At 68.0% G+C, this 24,018-nt stretch carries 26 protein-coding genes and 1 tRNA gene; 19 read left to right on the top strand and 8 right to left on the bottom strand.

Going from position 1 to position 24,018, the window contains the following annotated elements; translation table 11 throughout:
• Nucleotides 1-241 precede the first annotated feature (241 nt).
• Genes GPX89_RS04555 through GPX89_RS04540 form a run of 4 tightly spaced genes read left to right on the top strand, consistent with a single transcriptional unit; the run spans nucleotide 242 to nucleotide 5,420 of the window.
• Nucleotides 242-1,441 (top strand): DUF7373 family lipoprotein, encoded by a 1,200-nt coding sequence (locus tag GPX89_RS04555; RefSeq protein ID WP_157355284.1) that lies wholly within the window; start codon nucleotides 242-244, stop codon nucleotides 1,439-1,441.
• Entirely contained in the window at nucleotides 1,438-2,703 is a 1,266-nt protein-coding gene (locus tag GPX89_RS04550; RefSeq protein ID WP_157355283.1) for a DUF7373 family lipoprotein, read from the top strand. The genes GPX89_RS04555 and GPX89_RS04550 overlap by 4 nt, the downstream gene beginning before the upstream one ends.
• A gap of 9 nt (nucleotides 2,704-2,712) precedes the next feature.
• Nucleotides 2,713-3,909, top strand: coding sequence for a DUF7373 family lipoprotein (locus GPX89_RS04545; RefSeq protein WP_157355282.1), 1,197 nt, complete (start codon nucleotides 2,713-2,715; stop codon nucleotides 3,907-3,909).
• A 14-nt stretch (nucleotides 3,910-3,923) separates the two neighbouring features.
• The gene (locus GPX89_RS04540) at nucleotides 3,924-5,420 is read left to right on the top strand and encodes a serine/threonine-protein kinase (RefSeq protein WP_157355281.1); all 1,497 of its coding nucleotides are present in this window, start codon (nucleotides 3,924-3,926) and stop codon (nucleotides 5,418-5,420) included.
• A gap of 40 nt (nucleotides 5,421-5,460) precedes the next feature.
• Here the strand turns inward: GPX89_RS04540 and GPX89_RS04535 are convergent, their stop codons facing one another.
• Nucleotides 5,461-5,781: an EthD family reductase gene (locus GPX89_RS04535; protein WP_157355280.1), complete on the bottom strand. Its 321-nt coding sequence runs from the start codon at nucleotides 5,779-5,781 to the stop codon at nucleotides 5,461-5,463.
• Between the two features lie 91 nt (nucleotides 5,782-5,872).
• Here GPX89_RS04535 and GPX89_RS04530 point away from each other — a divergent pair, with 91 nt between their 5' ends.
• Nucleotides 5,873-6,763 (top strand): AraC family transcriptional regulator, encoded by an 891-nt coding sequence (locus GPX89_RS04530; protein ID WP_157355279.1) that lies wholly within the window; start codon nucleotides 5,873-5,875, stop codon nucleotides 6,761-6,763.
• Between the two features lie 21 nt (nucleotides 6,764-6,784).
• Here the strand turns inward: GPX89_RS04530 and GPX89_RS04525 are convergent, their stop codons facing one another.
• Nucleotides 6,785-7,003 carry a hypothetical protein gene (locus GPX89_RS04525; protein WP_157355278.1) on the bottom strand — a complete coding sequence of 73 codons (219 nt, stop codon included), beginning with the start codon at nucleotides 7,001-7,003 and terminating at the stop codon, nucleotides 6,785-6,787.
• A 187-nt stretch (nucleotides 7,004-7,190) separates the two neighbouring features.
• Between GPX89_RS04525 and GPX89_RS04520 the strand changes: the two genes are divergently transcribed.
• Nucleotides 7,191-7,367: a DUF1737 domain-containing protein gene (locus tag GPX89_RS04520; protein WP_157355277.1), complete on the top strand. Its 177-nt coding sequence runs from the start codon at nucleotides 7,191-7,193 to the stop codon at nucleotides 7,365-7,367.
• Nucleotides 7,368-7,428: 61 nt separating this feature from the next.
• On the opposite strand, the gene GPX89_RS04515 is transcribed toward GPX89_RS04520, so the two are convergent.
• Complete coding sequence (locus tag GPX89_RS04515) at nucleotides 7,429-8,334, bottom strand: helix-turn-helix domain-containing protein (RefSeq protein WP_157355276.1); 906 nt, start codon at nucleotides 8,332-8,334, stop codon at nucleotides 7,429-7,431.
• A gap of 137 nt (nucleotides 8,335-8,471) precedes the next feature.
• Between GPX89_RS04515 and GPX89_RS45760 the strand changes: the two genes are divergently transcribed.
• From GPX89_RS45760 to GPX89_RS04465, 10 genes are all read left to right on the top strand, one after another.
• Nucleotides 8,472-9,686, top strand: coding sequence for a DUF445 family protein (locus tag GPX89_RS45760; protein WP_198347256.1), 1,215 nt, complete (start codon nucleotides 8,472-8,474; stop codon nucleotides 9,684-9,686).
• A gap of 217 nt (nucleotides 9,687-9,903) precedes the next feature.
• Nucleotides 9,904-11,325, top strand: a complete 1,422-nt coding sequence (locus GPX89_RS04505; protein ID WP_328601498.1) for a short-chain fatty acyl-CoA regulator family protein — start codon at nucleotides 9,904-9,906, stop codon at nucleotides 11,323-11,325.
• Between the two features lie 168 nt (nucleotides 11,326-11,493).
• On the top strand, nucleotides 11,494-11,904 hold the full coding sequence (locus GPX89_RS04500) for a hypothetical protein (RefSeq protein WP_235946654.1): 411 nt from the start codon (nucleotides 11,494-11,496) through the stop codon (nucleotides 11,902-11,904).
• Nucleotides 11,894-12,724, top strand: a complete 831-nt coding sequence (locus tag GPX89_RS04495) for a hypothetical protein (protein ID WP_157355275.1) — start codon at nucleotides 11,894-11,896, stop codon at nucleotides 12,722-12,724. The genes GPX89_RS04500 and GPX89_RS04495 overlap by 11 nt, the downstream gene beginning before the upstream one ends.
• A gap of 183 nt (nucleotides 12,725-12,907) precedes the next feature.
• The gene (locus GPX89_RS04490) at nucleotides 12,908-13,291 is read left to right on the top strand and encodes a roadblock/LC7 domain-containing protein (protein WP_235946653.1); all 384 of its coding nucleotides are present in this window, start codon (nucleotides 12,908-12,910) and stop codon (nucleotides 13,289-13,291) included.
• 23 nt (nucleotides 13,292-13,314) lie between these two features.
• Complete coding sequence (locus GPX89_RS04485) at nucleotides 13,315-13,686, top strand: hypothetical protein (protein ID WP_157355273.1); 372 nt, start codon at nucleotides 13,315-13,317, stop codon at nucleotides 13,684-13,686.
• 245 nt (nucleotides 13,687-13,931) lie between these two features.
• Nucleotides 13,932-14,012, top strand: a tRNA-Glu gene (locus GPX89_RS04480).
• Between the two features lie 94 nt (nucleotides 14,013-14,106).
• Nucleotides 14,107-14,811 (top strand): GAF and ANTAR domain-containing protein, encoded by a 705-nt coding sequence (locus GPX89_RS04475; RefSeq protein ID WP_157355272.1) that lies wholly within the window; start codon nucleotides 14,107-14,109, stop codon nucleotides 14,809-14,811.
• A gap of 64 nt (nucleotides 14,812-14,875) precedes the next feature.
• A complete protein-coding gene (locus GPX89_RS45755) occupies nucleotides 14,876-15,322 on the top strand; it encodes a DUF397 domain-containing protein (protein WP_198347255.1) in 447 nt (148 codons plus the stop codon).
• Nucleotides 15,323-15,360: 38 nt separating this feature from the next.
• Nucleotides 15,361-15,942 (top strand): hypothetical protein, encoded by a 582-nt coding sequence (locus GPX89_RS04465; RefSeq protein ID WP_157355271.1) that lies wholly within the window; start codon nucleotides 15,361-15,363, stop codon nucleotides 15,940-15,942.
• Between the two features lie 6 nt (nucleotides 15,943-15,948).
• Here GPX89_RS04465 and recG read toward each other — a convergent pair whose 3' ends face one another.
• Together recG and GPX89_RS04455 are read right to left on the bottom strand one after the other, a co-directional pair.
• Nucleotides 15,949-18,225, bottom strand: a complete 2,277-nt coding sequence (gene recG / locus GPX89_RS04460) for an ATP-dependent DNA helicase RecG (RefSeq protein ID WP_157355270.1) — start codon at nucleotides 18,223-18,225, stop codon at nucleotides 15,949-15,951.
• 22 nt (nucleotides 18,226-18,247) lie between these two features.
• Complete coding sequence (locus GPX89_RS04455; RefSeq protein WP_157355269.1) at nucleotides 18,248-20,017, bottom strand: DAK2 domain-containing protein; 1,770 nt, start codon at nucleotides 20,015-20,017, stop codon at nucleotides 18,248-18,250.
• Between the two features lie 282 nt (nucleotides 20,018-20,299).
• On the opposite strand from GPX89_RS04455, the gene rpmB reads away from it, so the two are divergent.
• Nucleotides 20,300-20,491, top strand: a complete 192-nt coding sequence (gene rpmB / locus GPX89_RS04450; protein ID WP_011210730.1) for a 50S ribosomal protein L28 — start codon at nucleotides 20,300-20,302, stop codon at nucleotides 20,489-20,491.
• A 90-nt stretch (nucleotides 20,492-20,581) separates the two neighbouring features.
• On the top strand, nucleotides 20,582-21,079 hold the full coding sequence (locus GPX89_RS04445; RefSeq protein ID WP_157355268.1) for a GNAT family N-acetyltransferase: 498 nt from the start codon (nucleotides 20,582-20,584) through the stop codon (nucleotides 21,077-21,079).
• A 25-nt stretch (nucleotides 21,080-21,104) separates the two neighbouring features.
• On the opposite strand, the gene GPX89_RS04440 is transcribed toward GPX89_RS04445, so the two are convergent.
• The 3 genes from GPX89_RS04440 to GPX89_RS04430 are packed head-to-tail and all read right to left on the bottom strand — an operon-like array spanning nucleotide 21,105 to nucleotide 23,061.
• Complete coding sequence (locus GPX89_RS04440) at nucleotides 21,105-21,365, bottom strand: hypothetical protein (RefSeq protein ID WP_157355267.1); 261 nt, start codon at nucleotides 21,363-21,365, stop codon at nucleotides 21,105-21,107.
• Between the two features lie 35 nt (nucleotides 21,366-21,400).
• Entirely contained in the window at nucleotides 21,401-22,078 is a 678-nt protein-coding gene (locus GPX89_RS04435) for a uracil-DNA glycosylase (protein ID WP_071811706.1), read from the bottom strand.
• A gap of 47 nt (nucleotides 22,079-22,125) precedes the next feature.
• Nucleotides 22,126-23,061, bottom strand: coding sequence for a thiamine-phosphate kinase (locus GPX89_RS04430; protein WP_407939355.1), 936 nt, complete (start codon nucleotides 23,059-23,061; stop codon nucleotides 22,126-22,128).
• A gap of 182 nt (nucleotides 23,062-23,243) precedes the next feature.
• Between GPX89_RS04430 and GPX89_RS04425 the strand changes: the two genes are divergently transcribed.
• Nucleotides 23,244-23,936, top strand: coding sequence for a DUF3515 domain-containing protein (locus GPX89_RS04425; RefSeq protein ID WP_157355266.1), 693 nt, complete (start codon nucleotides 23,244-23,246; stop codon nucleotides 23,934-23,936).
• Nucleotides 23,937-24,018 lie beyond the last annotated feature (82 nt).

The following is a 24,018-nucleotide window of genomic DNA, read 5'->3' as shown; positions in this document are numbered from 1 at the left end:
CGCGATACATGCCTGCCGGTGAGGGTCGCGCCTCTCCGACCACGGAATTCGCCGACTTGCTAAGCGAAGCCGGGACAGGACCCGCCGGTACGGTCCCGCATCCCGAGACGCGCTCGCGTCCGGATCGCCGCGCGATCGTGTCCGAGCACACAGCCGCGCGGCGCCCGCGATCCGGCGGCGCGCCGCAATCTCGCGCGAGAAGTGTTGAGCGACGGTAAAATTCCGGGCCGAGGAGGGGACGTTGAGAGTTTTCGCGTCACGGGCACCGCTGTGGGTGTTCGTCGCGCTCGTCCTCGCCGCGGCCACCGCGTGCACCACCACCGTCGAGGGCACCCCGGTCCGCCAGCAGACCGATCCCGCGAGCCTCGAGGTCGGCAATTACCAGATCACGCCGCGCGTGGTGGGAAACGCCAAGACCGACAAGCAATCCCGCGTCCGCGAGTCACAGCGCCTGTCGGACTATGTGGCGCTGCCGTTCGAGTCCGATCCGGGCTACACCTTCGAGTGTTCCGACGGTGTGCGCCCGCACGTGGTGACCAATCACAAGGGTCTGGGCGACCTGCTCATCAACGACACCTTCGACGACGTCGCCCACGACCTGCGCGGCGGCTGGGTCAATACCTGGTGCAGCGGTTCGGACGCCGACGACCTGCACCGCAAACTCAGTCTCGCGGTGCTGGAACTGCCCGACGCCGATCGGGCCGCGACCGTCGGTCCGGCGCTCGAGCACGACGACTTCACCTACAACACCGACAACCGGGCGGTCACGCTCGCGAAATACCCTGACACCAAGGCGCATTGGCGTCCGAACGTGGCCTCGATCGGGGCGTGGACCGTGCACGACCGCTACGTCGTCTTCATCAAGATCGTCGACGAGCTGGCCGCCACACCGGATCTCACGGATCTGACCGGACGCACCGAGCGGATGCTCGATGTGGCGCTGCCGCTGCTGGACAAGTTCCAGCCGACCCCGGCGGACAAGTTCGAGCACATGCCGCTCGACCCGGACGGCATTCTCGGGCGCACCCTGCCGACGAATCCCGAAGAGCCGTGGCGTCCGGACCCGGACGGCGCGTACACCGGGCGCGGTTCGATCCAGAGCCTGGACACCGGCGATCTCGACTATCTGACGATCGGCGACATCGATCTGGTCGGCTACGGCGACGCGCTGGTTTTCCACAGCCGGACCGGCGCGGCGGCACGCGCGCTGTGGGACAAGCGAAATCCGGCCACCACCTTGACCGAGAACGAGCGGGCCATCGCCCCGCCGCCGGGGATGACCGGCGATATCGGCTGCTTCGCGCACCTGGTGAACGGGCAGCCCGGGTACAAGCAGTGCACTTTTCACGTCGACCGGTACAACGTGCAGGCCGTCGCGCTCAATCAGACGGAGCTGTACCAGAAGACCGCCGCCGAGTACGTGCTGGTGACGAGCCGATGAAACAGCTACGGCGGGTCCGCGAAATCCTCGGGTGGCGAACGGGTTTGCCGGTGGCAGCCCTGGTGGCGGCGGTGCTGGCCGTCGGTGTCGCGGTCGCCTCGTCCACCGTCCCGGGGCATCCGGTGCCCGGCATGACACCTCCGGACTGGTCGAAACTCCAAGTGGGACCGTATCCTTCGGCCCCGATCGATTACGACCCGCTCTACGACGGGGCCGCGGACGCCTACCGGATGGAGTCGCGGCGCATGCTCACCTATCTGGTGAGCCCGGACGAGATCGATCCGGACGTCAGGTACCTGGACGGCGCCCGCACGCTGGACACCTCTGACGCCAATTTCGCCGACCCGGGCGACATCTTCGCCGCGGACGCGCCGTTCCCGAAGGCTTGGCAGTCGATCGCCCAGCAGAACCAGTTGATCTCGGGCGCTTATGTTTCGCGGAACAACGACAGCATTCGCCATCGCAAGTACATCGCGCTCGCGATCCTGCGCTTCCCGACCGAGCAGAAGGCCCAAGCCGCCGTGGACGGCTTCTTCGGAGCGCTGAGCGGCCCCCGGATCCACCCGATACCACTGGACGGCATCGATGCGCGGGCCTCGTCGACCACGGAGGTGAAGGGTCAGGTCTTCGCGGTGCACGGCGTGTACGCGATCGTCGGCCACGCCATGGTCCAGCAGGCGGACGCCCTCGCCGAGCGCTTGCGGGCCATGGCGCGTGCTCAGCTCGACAAGATGGCGGATCTGAAACCCACTCCGCTCGAGGATATTCCGGACCTGCCGACCAACCCGGACAACATCATGGGCATCACGTTGCCGAACCGGTTCGGCACCGGCGACTCCGATCCCAGCGGTGGCCTCGGCCAGTCCGGTGAGATCTACAGCGCCGCGGGCGCGCTGCACTTCGAACGCGACGGCGTCGCGGCACGCAGGGCGTTCGCGGCGGCCGGGGTCGATCTCGTCGCCCGCAATGCGGCCACGGTCTATCGCACCAGGGATCTGGCCGCGGCGTTCGCCCTGCAGACGGCACTGACCACGCTGGGCCGCGACGACGACGAGTTCCCGAACCCGCCGGGCATCACCGACTCGCAGTGCGTGCAGTTGGACGAGCCCGAGCCGATCCGGAACTACACCTATCTCTGCGCGGTGGTCTACGGCCGCTATGTCGCGGTGATCGGGGCGGTGGCCGATTTCGGCGGTGCGGTCCCGGCCTCGTTCGTGCAGCGGGTGGCCGCCCAGTATTCGATGCTGGTCAAGAGCGGATAGCGGCGGGCCATGAGTATCGCGCGATCGAGATCCCGGCCCGGGCGAATCCTGTTGCTGGCGTTGGCGGCCGTGCTGGCGGCCGCGTGCGGGTCCGGCGGGCACCCGCCCGCCACGCCCGCGGCCAAGGTTCCCGTCGTCGATGTCTCCCAACTGGATCCGGGCAACTACCCGGTCACGCCGTGGACGATCCCGGGCAAGGGCACCGATATCACCGTGGGTGATCTGGTGCAGGAATCGATCCGGATGGCCGAGCACATGCCGCTGCCGTTCGAGATCGACGATCGGCTGGTGATCGGCGAGTTCGCGGGCGCGGTCACCGCGGACTACCCGGACCCGGACATCGACAACTTCGCCGCCGGGACACCGGGGTTGATCGCCGGGTGGAAGACCGGCGGGCGGCACCGGGCGGAGCGGACCTTCGGCCTGGAGATCGATCTCACGGTGCTGCGGTTCCTGAAGCCCGAGCAGGCCGTGAGCGCCAGGGATTTCCTGGCGAGCCGGCAGAATCCGGAGTTCCCGGACAAGGGCCCGCTGACGGTGCCCGGATATCCGGCCGCGAAATCCGTGCTCGGCCACCTCGACTCGGTGAAAACCCTGTACGCGCAGGACAACTACCTGTACTGGCTCTGGGTCAACGATGACCTGACCGTTCCCGACGGTCCCGGTTCCCTGCTCGACGCGACCCGCGACTCGCTGGATCGGACGATCGAGTCGATGAAGGGCTACCAGCCCACCCCGGTCGACCGGCTCGCGGGCCTGGCCGCCGATCCGGAGGACCTGCTCGGCCGCACACTTCCACTGGAACAGGGTGATCCGGCGTCGGCGGAGGGTCTGTATCCACCGCACGCCGCCCTCACCGGTGACGATCGCCCGGTCGCCTCCAAGCGCGCCTACGAGGACGCGGGCGTCGATCTGGTCGCGCGCTCGCTCAGCAATATCTATCGGACCAGGGACGCGGTGGGCGCGGTGAAGCTCGCCGGGGCCTTCTCCGACGAGCTGTCCGACCGGTACAAGGCCGCGGACCCGCCGCCCGGCCTGGCCACCGCGCGGTGCCTGCAGCGCAAGGACGAGGACGGAGCGGGCGCGAAATTCCTGTGCTACCTGCCCTACGAGCACTATGTGGCCGAGGTGTACGCCGACCAGTCCCAGGTTCTGCGCCAACGACTTTCGGCGCAGTACGCTCTGCTCGCCTACGGTCACATCTGATGAGGAGTGTGTGAATGCCATTGCGGCCCGGCACCATCGTGGGCGGTTACCGGGTGATCGGGGTGCTCGGCAGCGGCGGGATGGGCACCGTGTATCTGGTGCAGGACCCGATCTTCCCGGGCCGTCAGGACGCGCTGAAAGTGCTCAGCACCGACCTCTCCCACGACGAGACCTATCGGGCCCGATTCGAGCGCGAGGCGAATCTCGCCGCGGAGCTGGATCATCCGAATATCGTGACCGTCTACGCCCGGGGCGAGGAGGACGGACGGCTGTGGATCGCCATGCAGTACGTGCCGGGCACCGACGCGGCGATCGAGCTCGAACGGCACCCGGAGGGCATGACGCCACAGCGGGCGCTGCGCATCATCACCGAGGTCGGCAAGGCCCTCGATTACGCGCATCGGTGCGGACTGCTGCACCGGGACGTGAAGCCCGCCAACTTCCTGCTCTCCCGCGGGGCGGGCCACCAGGCCATCGTGGACGAGGAACGGGTGCTGCTCACCGATTTCGGTGTGGCCAAGTCGATTTCGGACAATCGCGAGCTGACAGCGACCGATAATCTGATGGCGACGGTGGCCTACGCGGCCCCGGAGCGCCTGGCGGCGGAACCGATGGACCACCGCGGCGACATCTACAGCCTCGGGTGCGCGTTCGTGAAGCTGCTCACCGGTCGCACACCGTTCCCGCTGGATTCCCTGGCGCAGGCGATGATCGGCCACCTGCAGGAGCCGCCACCGGCCCTGAACAGTCTGCGCCCCGGATTGCCGCCCGCATTGGACGTGGTGATCGCGAAGGCACTCGCCAAGGATCCGGCGCGGCGCTACGACACCTGCCGCGCGTTCACCGATGACGCCGAACTCGCCATGCGGGGCCGACTGCCCTGGACCCCACCGGTTGTCGAGGACGAGCCGCCCACCGTGAGCGTCGAGCCGCCGGGTCCGCGCCGGCCGACCGGGCACCACCGCCTGTCGCTGGCGATCGCGGCCATCGTTGTGCTGCTGGGCCTTTCGGCCGGTGCCCTCTACCTGGCGACCGACAACGGCACGCGCGGCTCCACCACCGTCACCACCACCTCCTCCGATCCCCGCGCGTCGCTGCGTTCGGCGCACCCGGAGTTCCAGAACCAGACCATCGCGGTGTACAACTTCGGCGACAATTCGCTGTCGGCCGATCTGGATACCAGCGAGCAGGCCAAGTTCCTGCAGGACATCGGATTTCGCTACGCCACCGACCTGCGCGCCGAATCCGGCGAGACCTCGCCCCGCCCGCTGTCCCCCTCGGATGCGCTGATTCCGGACATCGATCTGGTCGTCGTCATCCGCACCGACAAGCAAGCGGGCAACGGCGGATTACGCGGCCTGCCTTCCGGATTCCTCTCCTCCGGGCTCACCCACGCCAAACTCGTCATCGTCGATGATCCGGCGACCGCGCAGTCCTTCCAGAACTGGACCGACCGCTCCCCCGACGTGCTCGCCCAGCACGTGATCCCGGCGATCCTCAAGGCCCGCTGAACCGCCGAGCGGTCCAGCGGGCCTTCGTGGAGTGGCCCGGTCAGGCGTCCTCGAGGATTTCCGCGAAGGCGATCATGAAGCCTCCGGTGGCGTGTTCGCGGGTGGCGGCGACGAGGGGGCCCGCCTCCGCCGCGGCGACGCTCGCGGACGCGTAGTCGGTGAAGTACAGGTCCAGCAGTCGGTAGGCGGGGGTGGGGCTGCCGTCCTCCTTGGGCCAGACCTTCGAAGCCTGGAGGCGGGTCAGGCCGGGGAGTTTGCGGGCCAGGGTGAGCTGGTCGGTGTAGGCGGCCTCGAAGGCATCGGGGTCGGCGGGGTCGGAATAGACGAAGGTGATCTTGGTGGGGTTGCCCTGCTCCGGCATGACAGACCTCTCGGCTAGTTTTGCGGTTCGAGTTCCGTGAGTGGGCCCGCTCACGGTTGTCGACAGTAGTGAGAGGAAGGGCTGGCCCACCATGACCGCTCCGCCCGGAAAACCTGCAGATCGTCCAGCGACGCAAGGTGATTCGCTCGACCTGCTCTCGGAGCTGCTGCGCAGCGTCCGGCTCAGCGGGGAAGGGGTCGCCGAGCATGCCGTGCGATCGGAGCTCGCGCTCGACTTCGCCGGAACGGGCCGTCTCCATCTGCTCGAGGACGGTGAGCTCGAGTTCCGGATCGACGGGCGCTGCGACGTCGTGCGGGCGGGCGCCGGCGATATGGTCCTGCTTCCCCGCGGCGACGCCCACCGCCTCACCAATGTCGGCCCCACTCCCGCGCGCTGGCTCTGCGGCGCCTTCGCGATCGGCGACCCGCAGGCCGATCACCTGCTCGGAAGCCTGCCCGCCGTGGTCCTTCTCGGCCGCGCGGGCACCCCGGTCCCCGAGGGCCTCACCGTCGCCCGCCACATGCTCCAGATCGAAATCCATTCCCCCTCCCAGGGATCCGCGGTCATGATCTCCCGCATCCTGGATCTGATGTTCATCCAGATCATGCGCACCTGGGCCGCCCGCGAGAACGCCGAACCCAACTGGCTCGCAGGCGCGTTCGACCCCGAGCTGTCCCCCTCCCTCACCGCCATCCACCGAAACCCCGCCCACGACTGGACGGTCGAAGAACTGGCCCGCGCCTGCAACCTCTCCCGCTCCGCCTTCGCCGCCCGCTTCACCACCCGGGTCGGCACCCCGCCCGCCACCTACCTCTCCCAGGTCCGCCTCGACACCGCCACCACCCTCCTCCGCACCACCACCCTCCCCATCCCGCAAATCGCCGAAAGAGTCGGCTACACCTCCGAAGCCGCCTTCGGCCGCGCCTTCAAATCCCGCTACGACATTCCCCCGGCCCGCTTCCGGCGCACCACCCACCCGTGACCGAGAGGGGCCGGGAGGAGGTCAGTGGCAGCTGACGATCGGGCACTCCGGCCCCCACGGGAGCAGGCCGGTGAGAAGGCCGAGCAGATCGAGGCCGGCGCTGCCGGTCGAGGTGTACCAGATCGGCTGGGCGGTGGCGGGTTCGGGTGCCGCGGCCGCGACCCCGGAACCCGCACCGATCGCGACGGCCGCCGCGGTCACGACGAGGCCGGTACGGAATGCATGGCGCATTGTGCTCATGACGTCGAACTCCTTCTGCTGGTTTGTCGAACGCTGGCAACCTTGTCAAGACGGACCCGACCGGAACAGCCGAAAGTTCTGGTGCCCCAAGCGGCAGGGTCGGGGCCGAATACGCCAGATCAGGGACTTTTCACGCCATGAACCAGGCGGGTGGATTCGGCCTCCCGCACCGTCCTAGGCTGGCGCCATGACCGACCCGACGCGCCTGCGCTACCGCCTGATCACCGGCCCCGATGACGCGACGTTCTGCGAACGCATCAGCGCCCTGCTGGACGAGGGCTACCGGCTGCACGGTTCGCCCGCCGTCACCTTCAACGGCGCCTCGGTCATCGCCGCGCAGGCGGTGGTGTGGGACCAGGGCTAGAACGACCGGACGAATCCCGCCGCGCCATCAGCAGATTCCGCGGATCTCGTGAGGCGCCGATTCACGGGCGACGGGAGGACGCCGACTCCAGGCCCTCGCCTATGCGGCGCGCGGCGGCCGACAGCTCCGCCAGGTAGCGGCGACGCTCGACCCGGGTGACCTCGTCGCGCAAGGGCCCGATCTGGAGTTCCATCACCGCGTGCCCGCCGCCGTCGAAAACCGGTGCGCTGATGTAACTCACCGGCAGTGGACCCTCACGGTCGAAGGCGGCGCGGTCGTAGGCGCTGCCGCCGATCGCGGCCAGCTGGGCCAGCACGCGGCCGCGGAGTTCCTTGCTGGCCGGCTGGTCGGCGAGGTGGTCGGCGACCTCGGAGAGCACCCGGGCGTTGGGGAGGCTGTCGGATTCGAGCCGCCAGGCACAGAACCCGGTGGCGCGCAGGGTCGCCAGCACCTCGCGGTACTCCGCCCGCCGCTCGGGTCCGCGGGTGTGGAGCCAATCCTGCTGGCGCGCAGAACCCCAGTGCGCGATGATGGCCGCCCCGGCGGGGGCCAGCAGCGGGATGCGCGCGCCGGATTCGATGCCGACGGTGTAGCGGTCGCGGGTGACGGCCAGGAATTCCAGATGGTCGAGGGTGATGGTGGTCAGCGCCGCGCCGCAGTCGACGCGATCGCCCAATCGCTCCAATTCCCTTTCCAGCCAGGCGCGGTCGCCGGTGCCGGAGCTCTGCCTCCCGAGCGCGGCGAGGGCCGGACCCAGTTCGTAGCTGAGATCGGGCAGCCGGTGCACCCAGCCCCGTTCGGCGAGCGCGGCCAGGATCGTGCCCGCGGTGGACCGGTTCAGTCCCAGGCCGTCGGCGATTTCGGCGGAGGTACGCGGCCCGGGTCCGGCCGCCAGCAACTCCACGATGGAGATCACCCGTTGGGTGGGCGGGGAGCTCGGGACCGACCGGGTCTTGCCATCGGGCACACGGGTCTCCTAGCCTGAGCCTCGATACGAATACCCGTATCGCTGGATACGGATAATCGCACCGAGGAGTGGGTCGTGGCAACCATGTGGGCACAGGGGCCAGGTGCCTCCTCGAGGACAGCGACGCAGGGCCGGTCGTGATCCAGGATTTCGCCGACCACTGGCTGCTCTACTGCTCCATTCCCGTTGTCGCCGCCCTCATCGGCTGGATCACCAAGATCGCGGCCGTGCAGATGCTGATGTATCCGCTCGAATTCAAGGGCATCCCACCGTGGTTGGGCTGGCAGGGCGTGATCCCCCGGGCCGCCCCGCGCATGGCGACCATCGCCGTGGACCTCATGTTCGGCAAGCTCATCGATCCGCAGGACATCATCGCCCGCATCGATATCGCGGAACTGACCACGCGCCTGCGCGAACCGCTCGACGCCGGTGTCGACCACATGGTCCGCGCCATGATGATGAAGCACGAGCCGCGGCTGTGGGTGAACATGCCCGAGTCCGCCCAGCGCGCCATCATCGAACGCGCGCAACGGGATCTGCCGCAGCTCATCGAGGACATCGTCTTCGACCTGCGCACCAATATCGACCAGGTGATGGACCTGCGCGGCATGGCCATCACCGCGCTGGTCGAGGACAAGTCGCTGCTGGTGAGCATGGTGCGCCGGGTCGGCGGCAACGAACTGCGCTTCATCGTGCGGTCGGGCCTGATCTTCGGCACGGTGCTGGGCTTCGTGCAGATGATCACCTGGGCGCTGACCCATTCCCCTTGGCTCATGCCCGCTTTCGGCGGTTTCACCGGTTTGGTGACCGACTGGCTGGCGTTGCAGATGATCTTCCGACCGATTCGTCCGGTCGGTATCGGCCCCTTCAAGTGGCAGGGCCTGTTCCACAAGCGCCGCGACCAGGTCTGCGCCGACTACGGCGACCTCATCGCCACCGAGATCCTCACCCCCGCACGCATTCTCGAGGCCGTTCTCAATGGTGAACGCGCCGACCGGTTGGCTTCTATGTTGAGCCACCACGTCAGCGAGTTCCTGGAACTGCAGACCGGCCCGGCCCGCCCGCTGGTCATGCTGGTCGCCGGCGACAGCTACACCGCCATCGAGCGCGATGCCGTCACCTTCGTCCTCGACCACGTCAGGGCCGCCGCCCACTCCGGTTTCGATCAGCACGCCCTCGAGGCGCTCGATGTCCGGAACCTGGTGATCGAGAAGACCAAGCAACTGACCGACGACGAGTACGAGGGTCTGCTGCGCCCGGCGTTCAAACAGGATGAATGGAAGCTGGTCGCCATCGGCGCGGTGCTCGGATTTCTGGTCGGCGAACTCCAGGTTCACCTGATTTTGGGGTGAGCCCGCCGATTTCGGCGCGGATTCCGGACGTCGTTCCACCTCGGTGGCGCGGGCATGGTCGTACGATGGGGACTCGCGCGCAAAACCACCCATAGCACCGAATTCGCATGCTACGCAGCACCGCCGGATTGACGAAGTGCCACGCAGGGTCCGCGAAGTTGCGGCGAGTCTCCCCAAATTGCGATGTTTGCGAAGCCGAATCGGTACCATCCTGCACGTGCGCAAGATGTATGCGGGAGCCCGACTACGGCGGTTGCGCGAGGAACGGCGGATGACCCAGGCGGCCTTGGCCAAATCCCTGGATCTGTCCCCCAGCTACCTCAACCAGCTCGAGCGTGATCAGCGGCCGCTCACCATTCCCGTACTGCTGAAACTGAATTCCACCTTCGATCTGGATGTGCAGTTCTTCGCCGCGGACTCCGACGCGCGCCTGGTGTCGGATCTGCACGAGATCCTGGTGGAGGCCGCGGGCGGCAATGCCGCGCCGGTGGCCGAGGTCGAGGACCTGGCCACCCGCATGCCCGAGGTCGCGAAAATCGTTGTGGCCATGCACCGACGACTACGCGCGGCGACCGACCAGTTGGATCTTTTGTCGTCCAAGGTGGCCACTCCCACCGGCGCACCCGGCGTCCCCATGCCCTACGAGGACGTGCGCGACTTCTTCTACGATCACCACAATCACATCGCCCAGCTGGATCTCGCGGCCGAGCGGCTGTTCGACGAGAGCGGGCTCACCATCGGCTCGCTGGACCGGCAGCTGGCGCGCGTGGCCGAGGAACGCGCCGGTGTCACCGTCCTGGTGCGCGGCGACGGGGCCGACCCGAGCATTCCCAAGCGCCACTACGAACCCGAGACCCGCACGCTGACCCTGGCCCGGCGGTTGCGCCCCGGGCAGCGCGCCTTCCAGATCGCCACCACCCTCGGTTTCCTGCTGCACGGGGCGCTGCTCGACGAGGTGCTCGACGAAAGCCCCTCGCTCACCGACGAATCCCGCACCCTGGCCCGCGTCGGGCTGGCCAACTACTTCGCGGGCGCGCTCATCCTGCCGTACAGCAAGTTCCTGCGCTCGGCCGAGGAACTGCACTACGACATCGATCTGCTCAGCCTGCGCTTCGAGGTCGGCTTCGAGACCGTCTGCCATCGCCTGAGCACCCTGCAGCGCCAGGGCCAGCGCGGCGTGCCGTTCTTCCTGATCCGCACCGACCGCGCGGGCAATATCTCGAAGCGCCAGTCCGCCACCGCCTTCCACTTCTCCCGGGTGGGCGGCAGCTGCCCGCTGTGGGTGGTGCACGAGGCGTTCAACCATCCGGGCCGGATGCTGACCCAGATCGCCGCCATGCCCGACGGCCGCCGCTATCTGTGGGTGGCGCGCACCACCACGCCTCCCGCCACCGGATTCGGTGCGGCCGGTAAGGAATTCGCCATCGGGCTGGGCTGCGACATCGAATACGCCGACCGGTTGGTGTATTCGCGGGGGCTGGAACTCGACGAGCCCTCGGCCGCGGTGCCCATCGGCGCGGGCTGCAAGGTGTGCGAGCGCCCCAACTGCGCCCAGCGCGCCTTCCCGCAGATCGGGCGGCCGCTGGCCATCAGCGAACACACCAGCTCGGATCTGCCGTACCCCCGCATGCCCAGGTGACTTTCTACCCTATCGCGAGGAAAGCCATTGCGATAAAGGGCAACTCCACCATCCATTGTGGATATCCATTGCGCCACACCACATCAAATACCAATAGGTATTGACCAGCGTTTGCCACACATCACGAGCACATCATGTGTAGCGTCTGGATTCGCTCGGAGTATCTCGATGACAAACGGTGGCGCGGTGATCGGTATTGATGGATGTCTCAAACGCATCATGGACATTCCCGGCGCGTGCAGCGTCACCCTCGTTGACGGGGCGAGCGGCTTGGCCATCGCGGCGGCCGGGCGGCACGACCTGCTCGACCAGCATGAAGACGCCGCCGCCGCAACCGATGTCGTACACAGCGTGCTCACCTCACCGGCCGTGGCGACCGGCCGCCCCGGCGACGACATCACCGAGATCATCATTGTCGGCACCCGCGGATATCACCTGTTGAATTTGATCAACGGTGATTTCGAGGCACGCCTTTTCGTGCACATACTCTTCGACGGCGACACCGGCAATCTCGCCATGGCCCGTTACCAACTGCGGGCAATTCTCGCCGAATTTGCCGAGGACGATCATGGACAATGAACTCGTCATCGAACTGCGCCGTCTCGAACAGCAGCGCGGCACCGGTGTACTCATCGTGGGCGACGGCGCATTTCATCTCGTCGAGGGCGCGATCGTGGCTGCGGAATGCGCACGCACCACACCGCTGGACCGCATGGTGGTGGCATCCGGAGTGGCTACCACCGAGGCGTGGCGCCGTGCTCGCGCGGGCGGCGAGGACCGATCGCTGCAGGGGCCGCGGCTGGAAACCCTTGCGCTGCTGTCGGTCTTCGACGCCGCCTACCTGCTGCTGGCCGCGCCCGTCCCGCTGGCCTTCCATCCCGGACCTCCGCACTGGCTCACGAGCACCTGCCGCATCACCCCCGGCGCGCTCCTCCACGAGTGCACGCGTCGCGGCGATCCCCACACCGGGCCCTGGCCGATCGATCTCGTCGACCGGGTCGCCGTGGTGCCGGTCCACCGGGTCCGCCGTCGGCGGGTGGTCCTCACCGGCGGACAGGCCGAGGTGCTCGCCGCCGTGGACGCCCGGCGCAGCATCACCGGGGTCGCCGAGCATCTGGGCCGCACCACCTACGGCTGCCTGCTCGCGGTGCGCGAACTCACCGGGGCGGGGCTGATCGAACCGCCGGTCATGGTCGCGCTGGCCGACCCGATCACCACCGCCCCCGCACCTGCCTCGGCACCCGCGCCGGTCCGGAACCCCACCGCCGCAACCGATTCCACGCCGCCGCTGCGCCGCCGGGTCCGGCAGGCCGCCGCGGTCGCGGTCCCCGACCGCTGGGAGCCGCCCGACCGGGACGTGCTCATCCGACTGCGGGCAGCACTGGAGGAACTGGCCTGACCACACGCTGCGACGGCACGGGCACAAGGGCAGTGCCACTCAAAAGGGATGTGCCACTCAAAAGAATAAGGAGGCGGCCTTGGAGGAGCTCGCGTGACCGCGCGGAGAAGGCGGCTCGGTGGATTGATAGGAAGGTTGACCAAAGTGGCGATGTCCGGCCCAGAACCGAACACGCAGGTACTCATGGAGCTGAAAGCGCTGCGGGACCGGGTGCCGCAGCTGATCGGGACGCTGGTGGCGTCCACCGACGGGCTGCTCATCGCACACGATCTGCCCGCCCACATCGAACCGTCCGGCATGGCCGCGCTCACCGCCGCGCAACTGTCGCTCTCGCATCGCCTGGCCGCCACCGCCAATGGCGGCGGCTTCCACGAGGTGGTGGTGCACGGCGAGGGCGGCGACGTGGTGATCTACGCGGTGGGCTGGACCGCATCGCTGACCGTGCTGGCCGGCCCCGGCACCAATATCGGCCGCGTGCATCTGGAATCACGGCCGGCCGCCCGCACCATCGCCGAACAGCTCACCACCGTGGCCGGCGATCCCAACCAGACTTCCGACCCCAAGTGAAACACCGATTGAAAGGAATACCCATGTCCAACATGGATATCGCACTGAAGGACATGATGGTGATCGACGGCGCGCTCGGCGCGGCGGTGGTCGACTACAACAGCGGCATGGCCCTCGGCATGCTGGGCAGCTCCAAGCAATTGGATCTGCAGATCGCCGCCGCCGGCAATACCGAGGTGGTGCGGGCCAAGATGCGCACCATCGACCAGCTGGGCATCAAAGAGGACATCGAGGACATCCTCATCACGCTCACCGGCCAGTACCACGTCATCCGGCCCATGACCGGCCGAAAGTCCAAGGGACTGTTCCTGTATCTGGCCCTCGACCGCGGCCGCGCCAACCTCGCCATGGCCCGCCACCGGCTCAAGGGCATCGAGGAGGACCTCGAGGTCTAGCAATAATCGGTGGCGTCGGCCGTGCGGCGGGGTTAGCGTTTACGCATCATCCCCGACGACGAAAGGACCGGCAGTGCATCATCATTCGACTCCCGCCGCCGCGTCGTCGCGCGCCTTCCGAGAACGACGCTGATCGCGCGTACGGTTCCACCCCGTACGCGGGCATGCTGTGCGAAGCCGAAGTGGTCGAGGCCCCAGTTCGTGGTACTGGGTTCAGCGGGTTCGAGTCCCGTCGCTCAGCCTGAGGCGCAGTTGCTCTGCTGGCATATGGGCAGCCTGATTTTCACTCAGGATCTCCGTCGGTTCGATTCCGACCTGCGTCACCATCGCTCCCCACCACGCGCCCGCCGCGATGTTCGAACGCGGAGGGGCGGGGTATGCCGGGAAATGACCGGCACGACAAGGGCGACGGAGAAAGCGATGAGCTACGACGGCCCGGCCCTGATAGCGGCATTGACGCGATTCGCGCGCCTGCTGCCCACCGAATACGGCGCGGACGAGGCGCTCGAGGAGCTCGTCGCCGCGGAGAGCTCGGTGCTGGGGCTGACGGGCGTCGGCGTGGTGATGCTGTCACAGGGCCGATTGCGGATGCAGAAGGCGGCGGGCAGGCACGTGCTCGCGGCCGAGCGCTGTCAGGAACAACGTCAGCAGGGCCCGTGTGTCGACGCGCACCGCAGCGGCACGGTCGTGGCGGTCGGAGACCTCGCCGGCTGTGCGCAGCGGTGGCCGCAGTACGTCGCAGTGGCGCGGCAGGATCGGATCGCCGCGGTGGCCGGGATTCCGATGCGGTTGCGCGACAACCCGATCGGCGCGGTCAACCTCTACGAGGCTCGCCCCCGAACGTGGGCCGAACCGGATCTCGAGGTGGCGCGGGTGCTCGCGGACACGGCCGTCGGCTACCTCGTCAACGCGGATAGACGCGATCGGCAGCTGGCATTGACCGGGCAATTGCAACAGGCGCTGGAATCCCGGGTGCTCATAGAACAGGCCAAAGGGGTCATTTCGAATGCCAAGGGAATCACCCCCGATGAAGCGTTCGCCCTGATCCGCCAGCATGCGCGCGCCCGGCAGCTGCGGCTGCGCACGGTTGCGCACGCGATAATCGAAACGGGCCTTCAATTGTGAATCCTCATGACGGATCACCGTTCTGCGGCGATACCGGGCACGCGCTCAGCATCCATTCGGTAGTGTGATCGGCGTCGAACACCCCGCGCCGGAGCTTCCATCCGGCAAATGCTTGTTCCGCCCGAGCCCCCGGTGGATCGCTCGTAGCGATCACGCCTGCAAGGGGGCGCGCAGTGATCACATTTCATTCAGTCGATGCCTGACGGCGCTGTCCCGCATCGCGGACCCGTCCGGCGGTTCCCTTGCCCCGAACCCGGACAAAACCGATGAAAGGAAAGGGCAAGCGATCATGATCACCAAGGCAGATCTGCCTTCCGCACTCTCGTTGCGAACGAGCACGGCCAGCGGCCCGAACGGCAGTTGCGTTCAGGTCGGGTACTGGCCCGGCCGCGGCATAGTGGTCGCCCACAGCAAGGAGGGTAAGAATGGCGCGGTTCTGCTCTTCACCCGACGCGAGTGGGAAGCCTTCATCAAGGGCGTGAAAGCGGACGAATTCCCCGCTGTCGGATAGCCGTACCCGAACACGAGACCCCCGACCCATTAGGTTCGATGGCTGTGGCGTTCGAATACCGGGTCGGGGACATCATCGACGTGTCCTGTCCGTTCACCGAGACACGGGTGGACGAGGTGACCGACGACGAGATCTTCGTCGATTCACCGTGGCAGGACGGTGTGGTGATGGCGCTGGCCCTCGAGCCGGATCCGGAACACGAGCTGTTCCGGATCCGGCCCGAGCCGAGAACACTCACCGCGGACGCGATGTGCCGCATCGGGATTCCCCCGACCATGCTGCGGGTGACCGAGGAACAGCGGCTGCCGTTCGACCCCGAGGACGGCATCCCGCGCACCCTCGAGGTGCGGTTCCGGCCGTACGCGTTCCTCGAACCCGGCGATCAGGTCGCCGACGCCCGGGCGCGAGTATGGCGTTTCGAATCCGCCTGGGAGTGGGAGCCTTTCGACGGCGCGACGGGTGCGGAACCCGCCTGGCCGCTCATGTTGCTGACCCGCCACGGCGACAGTGACGACGACGCGGCGGCGGTCGACGTCGCCGAGGCCACCCGGACCGGTTCCCATCACGAGGAACTCGCGCGCTGGGCGGCCCTGGCCGGATTGGACGAACCCGCCGAGTAGCCGCCGTCAGGACTTCGCCAGATACTCCAGGCGTTCGCCGTCCACGGCCGCGCGCATCATGCTCGCCAGGCCCGGATGGTTCTTCAAACCCGGATCGGACGCCACGATCTCGCGCGCCAATTGCTGTGCGGCGGTAATGACTTCGAGGTCGTCGAGCAACGACAGCAGGCGCAGGCTGCGCGCGGTGCCGGACTGCGCCGAACCCAGCACATCACCCTCGCGGCGTTGCCGCAGATCGAGCACGGAGAGCTCGAACCCGTCGGTGGACCCGGCCACGGCCTCGAGCCGGGCCATCGCCGTACCGACCGGATTGGTCTCGGTGATCAGCAGGCACAACCCCGCGTGCTTACCGCGGCCCACCCGGCCGCGCAGCTGATGCAGCTGGCTCACGCCGAAGCGGTCCGCGTCCACGATCGCCATCACCGTCGCGTTCGGGACGTCGACACCGACCTCGACGACCGTGGTGCAGACCAGCACATCGATCTCGGCGTCATTGAACGCCCGCATGACCTGGTCCTTCTCATCGGCGGGCAGGCGGCCGTGCAGCAGACCCACCCGCAGATCCTTCAACGGACCGGCGGCGAGCATCTCGTACATGTCCACGGCGGAGTGGGTGGTGGGACCTTCCTTCTCCTCCTCGGACTTGGCCTTGCCCTTGGCTTTGCCGCCCTTGGCCTTCTCGTCCTCGTCGCCGATGCGCGAGCACACCACATAGGCCTGACGCCCCTGCGCGACCTCCTCGTGAATGCGCTCCCACGCCCGATCCACCCATGACGGCTTCACCTTGGCGGGAACGACCTTCGAGGTGATCGGGGATCGGCCGTTCGGAAGCTGGGTCAGCACCGAGGTTTCCAGATCGCCGAGCGTGGTCATGGCGATGGTGCGCGGAATCGGGGTGGCGGTCATGACCAGCAGATGCGGGCTGGTGCCGCCTTTCGCCTTGGCGCGCAGGGCATCTCGCTGCTCGACACCGAAGCGGTGCTGTTCGTCGACCACCACCATGCCCAGATCGAAGAACTCCACATTGTCCTGGATCAGCGCGTGCGTGCCGATCACCAGCCCCGCCTCGCCGGTCACGGCATCGAGCAGGGCGGCCTTCTTCTGGCCCGCCGACATGGACCCGGTCACCAGCACCACCTTGGTGGACTGTTCGGCCGCCTCCAGCGTGCCCGCCGCACCCAGATCGCCGAGCATCTTCGTCAGCGACCGATAATGCTGTGCGGCAAGGACTTCCGTCGGCGCGAGCAGCGCGCACTGCTGCCCGTTGTCGACCACCTGCAGCATGGCGTGCAGGGCGACGATGGTCTTGCCCGAACCCACCTCACCCTGCAACAGCCGGTGCATGGGATGCGGGCGCGACAGGTCCGCGGAAATCTCGTCGATGACCGCCCGCTGCCCCTCGGTGAGCTCGAACGGCAGCCGCTTGTCGAAGGCCGCGGCAATGCCGTCGGTGCGCGGCGGGCACGGCTCGGCCACGCGACCCTCGGTCTGGTGGCGGCGCTCGGCCAGCACCAGCTGCAGCGCCATGGCCTCGTCGAAACGCAGGCGATTGCGCGCGGCTTCGATATCGGACTTGCGCTCGGGTAGATGGATCAGGCGCAGCGCGTCCGAGACCGGCAACAGATCATGCTCGGCGCAGAGCTCCTGCGGCAGCGGCTCCTCGAGCGGATCGAGCTGATCGAGCACCTGACGCACACAGCGCAGGATCGTCCAGCTCTGCACCTTCGCGGTCGACGGATAGACCGGGATGAACTCGCGCTCGAAGAACGACATGTCGATGCCCCCGGCGCCCTTCGCGCTCTGCGCCAGACCGCGCAGCGCGCCGCCGCCGTGCACGGAGGTGAGGCTCTCCACCGACCCCTCACCCTTCTCGGGCAGGATCAGATAATCCGGATGCGAGAGGTTCCACTGCTTGTCCCGCCAGTAGTGCACGGTGCCCGACATCATTGCCCGCGCACCCTCTTTCACCAGGTGCCGCACCTTGTCACCATTGAAGAAGGTGATATCGACGGGCTTCGCGCCACCGGCGTCCAAGCTCACCTTGAGCAGACTCCCGCGCCGATTCTTCATCGGCCGCAGATCGGTCTTGGTGATCCGCCCGATCACCGTGAGGTGCGCCCCTTCCTCGGGCTCCTCCTCGGTCAGCGGCTGACCCTGCGTGGCATACCGCAGCGGATAGTGCCGCAGCAGATCCTCCACGCTCTGCATGTCGAAGCTCTCCTGCAGCACCTCGGCGGTCTTCACCCCGAGCACGTGATCGAGCCGATCACCCAGCGTAGCCATCTATTTCGCCCCGATCCGCAAGTTATTCCACCCCGATCTGCACCACGTCACCGACCTGCCCACCCGGATACACGACAACCTCCACCCCCGGGAACCCCGCCGCGACATGCCCGGCCAGCTCCACCGAAAGCCCTTCCGGCGCCGCACATCCCACCAGCATCGTCACCAGCTCCCCACCCAGTCCCAGCATCCGATCCAGCAGGGTCCGCCCGGCCGCCGCCACATCCGAATCGATGACCACGACATCGTGCCCGACCAGCCCGAGCCCATCCCCCGCCTCACACATCCCCACCATCGTGAGGGCGCGTTCCGGCGCGACCCGCAAAGCGCCCCACCGGGTTCCGGCCGCCGCCTCCGACATGGCGAACGCATCATCGGCCGCCGCCCGCCCCGCATCATGCATCGACAGTGCCGCCAGCCCCTGCACCATCGACCCGCACGGCAACATCAACACTTCCCGCTGCCCATCCCGGGCCGCCACACTCACCGCCACCAACTCGTGCGCGGGCAGAGCACCGTTCGGCAAGACCAGAACCTCCCGACGCGCCACCCCCCGAATGGCCTCGAGCAGCAGTTCCGACGTCACGTCACCTTCCAGAACAGTGGCCCCTGCGTCCTCGAACAACCGCACCGCCCCCGCCCCGGACGCGACCGCCAGAATCGCCCGATCCGCAGCACCCTCGATCGCATGCCCCGAACGCGTCAGTGTCTCGATCCGAATCCCGCTGAGCGTGCCCGCCGCAAGCCCCGCCTCGACCGCGGCCCCCGCATCGGCGCAATGCACGTGCGCGGACCAGGTTTGCGAGCCGTCACCAACGACGACAACCGAATCCCCCAGTGCAGCAAGCCGATCCCGCAACTTGTCGATACGCGGCTCATCGGTCCCCCGCACCAGGAACATGACCTCATAGTGCGGCACGCCGCCTCCGGAGATACCGACCGCGACCGAATCCAGGACCGCCGCAGCAGCTTCCGAGACCGCCGCACCCAGGTCGCCGCCCGGGGCGGGAATTATCGAGCCTCCCGGCGAGGTCCGCGGCCGCATCGGCGCATCACGCCGGTAGACCGGTCGTGTGGGCGCACTGCCCCCCGCGATGGCCACCAGTTCGTCCAGCAGCACCAACAGTCCCCGCGCCCCCGCATCCACCACCCCGGCTTCGCGCAGCACGCCGAGTTGCGTCGGCGTCTCCCCCAATGCCTTGGCCGCCCCGTCCGCCGCCGCCGAGGCCACGGCCGCCAGATCTTCCTCCGCACAGTCGGCCGCCCGCTCGGCCGCCCGATCCAGCACGGTGAGCATCGTCCCCTCGACCGGCGAACTCAAAGCCTCCCGAACCAGCCGCGCCGCCTGCCGCAGCGCCACCCGAAGTGATCGCTCCGTCAGCGGCCCATCCGCCACCGCATCCGAGATCCCCCGCAACACCTGCGACAGGATGATCCCCGAATTCCCCCGCGCCCCGACCGTCGCCGCGCGAGCCATGGCCGCGGCGATCTCCCGTGCGGACATCACACCGCCAGGGCCGCGAACCGGTGTGACCTGCGATACATCCGGCCGCTGCGAATCTTCCGAGCCGCTTCGCGGACCCGTGGCGTCTTCAGCCCCGTGCACGGCGGCGCGCATGGTGGCGAGGAGGTTGGTGCCGGTGTCGGAATCCGGGACCGGGAAGACGTTGAGGGCGTTGATCTCGTCGCGGTGGTGTTCGAGGGCGGCGAGGGTGGCGCGGCCCCAGCTCAGCAGGGCAGTACCGTCGAGCGCGTCGAGTTCGCCGGGCACCGTCACCGTCCTTCCGCACATGTCATGGAATCCCTGCGCCAGCCTAGTAGGGCGGGGCGACAGTGCGCTGTCACCTGGTGTTCGTACGGGGCACAGGGAACGGGCGGCGGGGACCCAATTGGACACGCCCGGGAGCGGTTGGCTACTCTTGTGCGGTTGCCTCACGCAGGCACGGTCCTGCCCTCTCAGGTATCGGCCCGCGTTGACCAGCTATTAGCTGGTAGGTACGTCCAAGACATAAGCTTTCGGACACGCTGTGCATCGTGCAGCGGGTCCCACTATGACATGAAGGAGCTCGCGACTATGGCTGCCGTCTGTGACGTCTGCGCCAAGGGCCCCGGCTTCGGTAAGTCGGTTTCGCACTCGCACCGGCGCACCAACCGTCGCTGGAACCCGAACATCCAGACCGTGCGCGCCCAGGTTGCCCCGGGCAACACCCGCCGCATGAACGTGTGCACCTCCTGCCTGAAGGCCGGCAAGGTCGTTCGCGGCTGAAATACGCTTTTCGTCGGAAGCCCCGGCACCCAGAATGGGTGTTCCGGGGCTTTCGTCTTTCCGGAATCGATGACACGACGGGTGGAAAGCATGGGTGAGTGGCAGGTGGTCCCGCTGGGGCCCGAGCACACCGCCGGTCTGGGCGTCTGTCACGTCGCCTGCTGGCGTGAGGCGTATCAGGGGCTGGTCCCCCAGCACGTGCTGGACGCCTTCGATGTCGTGCAGCGGGCGGCGGCGTGGGACCGCATCCGCGTCAAGTATCCGGGACACGTGGTGGTGGCCGTCGTCGGCGATACGGTCGTCGGTTTCGCGGCCGCGGGTCCGTCGCGCGAGGAAAACCCGCCCGCGCCACTGGAACTGAACGCGATGTACGTGCGTGCCGCCTACTACGGGACCGGCCTGGCCGCCGACCTGATGGACACGGTGCTGTCCGACGCGGCCGACACCTCGCTGTGGGTGTTCGAGGAGAACCCCCGCGCGCACGCCTTCTACAAAAAATATGGCTTCGAGCTCGACGGCGAACGCCGAGTCGAAGCCTTCACGCCCGCAATCCAAGTGCGGATGGTGCGCCGGGCCCCGACGCGCTGAACCCAGCGCGACCCGGCGCCGATTCCTATGCCGCGCCGTTCAGGCAGTCCACCTGCTGGCTGATCGACTGCACCACGCACGCCAGGCGCGAGGTCACGTTCGACGACAGCCCGCTCACGCTATTGGTGTCCAACAGGCTGCCGACGGGCTGGACCGAGGTGTGGGGAGCCTCGGGCGAGTACGGCTCCAGCGGCAGGCCCTCGGCATTGGCGGCGGCCGGAGCCGCGGCCAGCGCCGCACCGGCCGCCAACGCCACGAAAACACCACGGGCAGTCTTCTTCTGCATACACATGCTCCTGAATCAGGTCATCGGGGTTCGCGCTACGGCAGACGCCAGTCCACCGGCGCGGCCCCTAATGTACCCAGCAATTCGTTGGTGCGTGAGAAAGGACGAGAACCGAAGAAACCTCGCGAAGCCGACAGCGGTGAGGGGTGGGCGGATTCGATGTACGGAGTACTGCCCAGCATCGGCTTCAGGGTCGAGGCGTCACGGCCCCACAGGATCGCCACCAGCGGCTGGTCACGGGCGACGAGCGCGCGAATCGCCTGCTCGGTCACCGCTTCCCACCCCTTGCCACGATGCGAGGCGGGCTGGCCCGGCTGCACGGTGAGCACTCGGTTGAGCATGAGCACGCCCTGATCGCACCATGGCGACAGATCGCCGTTGGACGGCATCGGCAGGCCGAGGTCCTTGGTCAGCTCCGAGTAGATATTGGACAGGCTGCGCGGGATGGGCGAAACGTCCGGGGCCACCGAGAAACTCAGGCCCACCGGATGCCCCGGCGTCGGATAGGGGTCCTGGCCCACGATGAGCACCCGGACCTTGTCGAACGGCCGCTGGAAGGCGCGCAGCACGTTCTCCCCCTTGGGGAGATAGCCACGCCCCTCGGCGTTTTCGGTTCGCAGGAACTCGCCCATGGCGGCAATGCGGTCGGCCACCGGTTCGAGGGCCTCGGCCCAGCCCGTATCGATGACTTCCGACAGTGGTTTCGCACCCATGTCGGGAAAACTTATCGTGTCGAGATTCATCGCGTGAGCGCACCCGTCTATGCGAAGGATTCCCAACCGCCGAGTCCGGTCCGGTGGGTGCCGTCCACCGTAACGCCCGAGCCTGCGAGAACCCGTCCCACACGTACCCAACCTTCGGGTAAATCGCCCGAATCGGCGAAAGTCGCTGCGAATGCGTGGTCTTCGCCGCCTCCCAGAATCCAGTCAAGGGGGTTGACGCCGAGCGCCTTCCCGGCCGCCTCGAGCTCGGGATCGGCCAGCGCGGCGGAGTCGAGATCGATGGCGACACCGGAGGATTCGGCGATATGCCCGAGATCGGCGAGCAGACCGTCCGAGACATCGGTGAGCGCGGTGATCTCGGCCGTGTCCGGCAACTCGAGCACCGCCTCGTACGGGGGTTGCGGAACCTGGTGCGCGGCAACCAGATCCGCGAACTCGTCGGCATCGGCCCCGGCGGACAGCACCGCCAGCCCCGCGCCCGACCACCCGAGCCTGCCCGCCACGGCCACCACATCGCCCGCCCGCGACCTCGAGAGTTTGATCGGAGCCCGGCGCGGATCACCGAACGCCGTCACCGAGATGATGAGCATCGGGCTGCGCACCATGTCGCCCCCGGCGATGGAGGCCCCGGCACGTCCGGCCTCGGCCCACATGCCGTCGGCCAGCGCCCGCACGAATTCGACCGGCGTCTCGGCCGGGCAACCCAGCCCGACCACGAACGCGCTCGGCACCGCACCCATGGCCACCACGTCCGCGGCGTTCTGCGCGATCGCCTTGCGCCCGATGTCGTGGGGGCTGGACCAGTCGGTCCGGAAGTGCCGGTCCTGCACCAGCATGTCGGTGGTCACCACGAACCGGCCCTCGGGCGCGGCGATCACCGCGGCGTCGTCGCCGGGGCCGAGCAGGACCGACCGCGTCTGCGTCCGCCCCTGGTTCACCAGCGCGATGAGCCCGAATTCCCCGAGCTCACCCACGGTCCGGGCGGGCTGGTCGGGCTGCGGCCTGCTGCTGGCGGTGATGACGGTCTCCTTCGGGGCGAGTGTGATGCGGGCGGCTGACCGCTCGACGGTACCCTCGAATCCGCAATCGACGACCACCAGCCGGGCAGTGCACGACCTGCGTGCCCGGCACGGCACGATCGGGGACCGACGACCGGATGAGCAACGACACCCGCGGCACCGAGCCGGACGCCACGCAGGCGGAAGCGACCGACGCGGCAGCCGCCGACACCGCGGAACCCACGGATACCGAGCAGACCGAAGGGGCTGCGACAGCCGAGGACTCGGAGGACTACGGGGTTCGCCGCTCGCCCGCGCTCATCGCCACCGCGGTCGCGCTGCCGGTCGCGCTCGTCGTCGGCATCCTCGTCATGGGTGTGCTGGCCAACCGGCACCACAGCCGGGACGCGCTGGTCCTGGGGGCGGTGCCCGCACCGACCGCGTCCAGTGCGGAATGCGCGGCGCTCATGTCGGCCCTGCCCGAGAAGATCGGCGATTACACCACTTCCACGCTGGTGGAGCCCGCGCCCCCGGCCACCCACGCCTGGCAGCTGCCCGACGGCGGCGACCCCATCGTGGTGCGCTGCGGCCTGGACCGCCCGCAGGAATTCAATGTCACCTCTCCCCTGCTGAAGAACAAGGTCGCGGGCGGCGCGGAGGTGGACTGGTTCGAGGTGCGGGATCAGACCAGCGGCGTCAGCCAGGGCACCTGGTGGGCGGTCGATCGCGGCACCTACATCGCGCTGACCGTGCCCGACAATGTCGGATCGGGCCCGCTGCAGGATGTTTCGGAGGCCATCGCCAAGGCGATCCCGGCCAAGCCGATCGACCCGAACCCGATCCCGAACTGACAGATATATCTTTCGAGGCCCGATATCTCTTCGAGGCCGACAGAAAAGGACCCCGTCCGCGACGAACACGCGGGCGGGGTCC

It is taken from the genome of Nocardia terrae (genome assembly GCF_009760405.1).
GTDB lineage: Bacteria > Actinomycetota > Actinomycetes > Mycobacteriales > Mycobacteriaceae > Nocardia > Nocardia terrae.
Note: the sequence above shows the minus strand (reverse complement) of the source record. Positions and strands in the feature narration are given on the sequence as shown.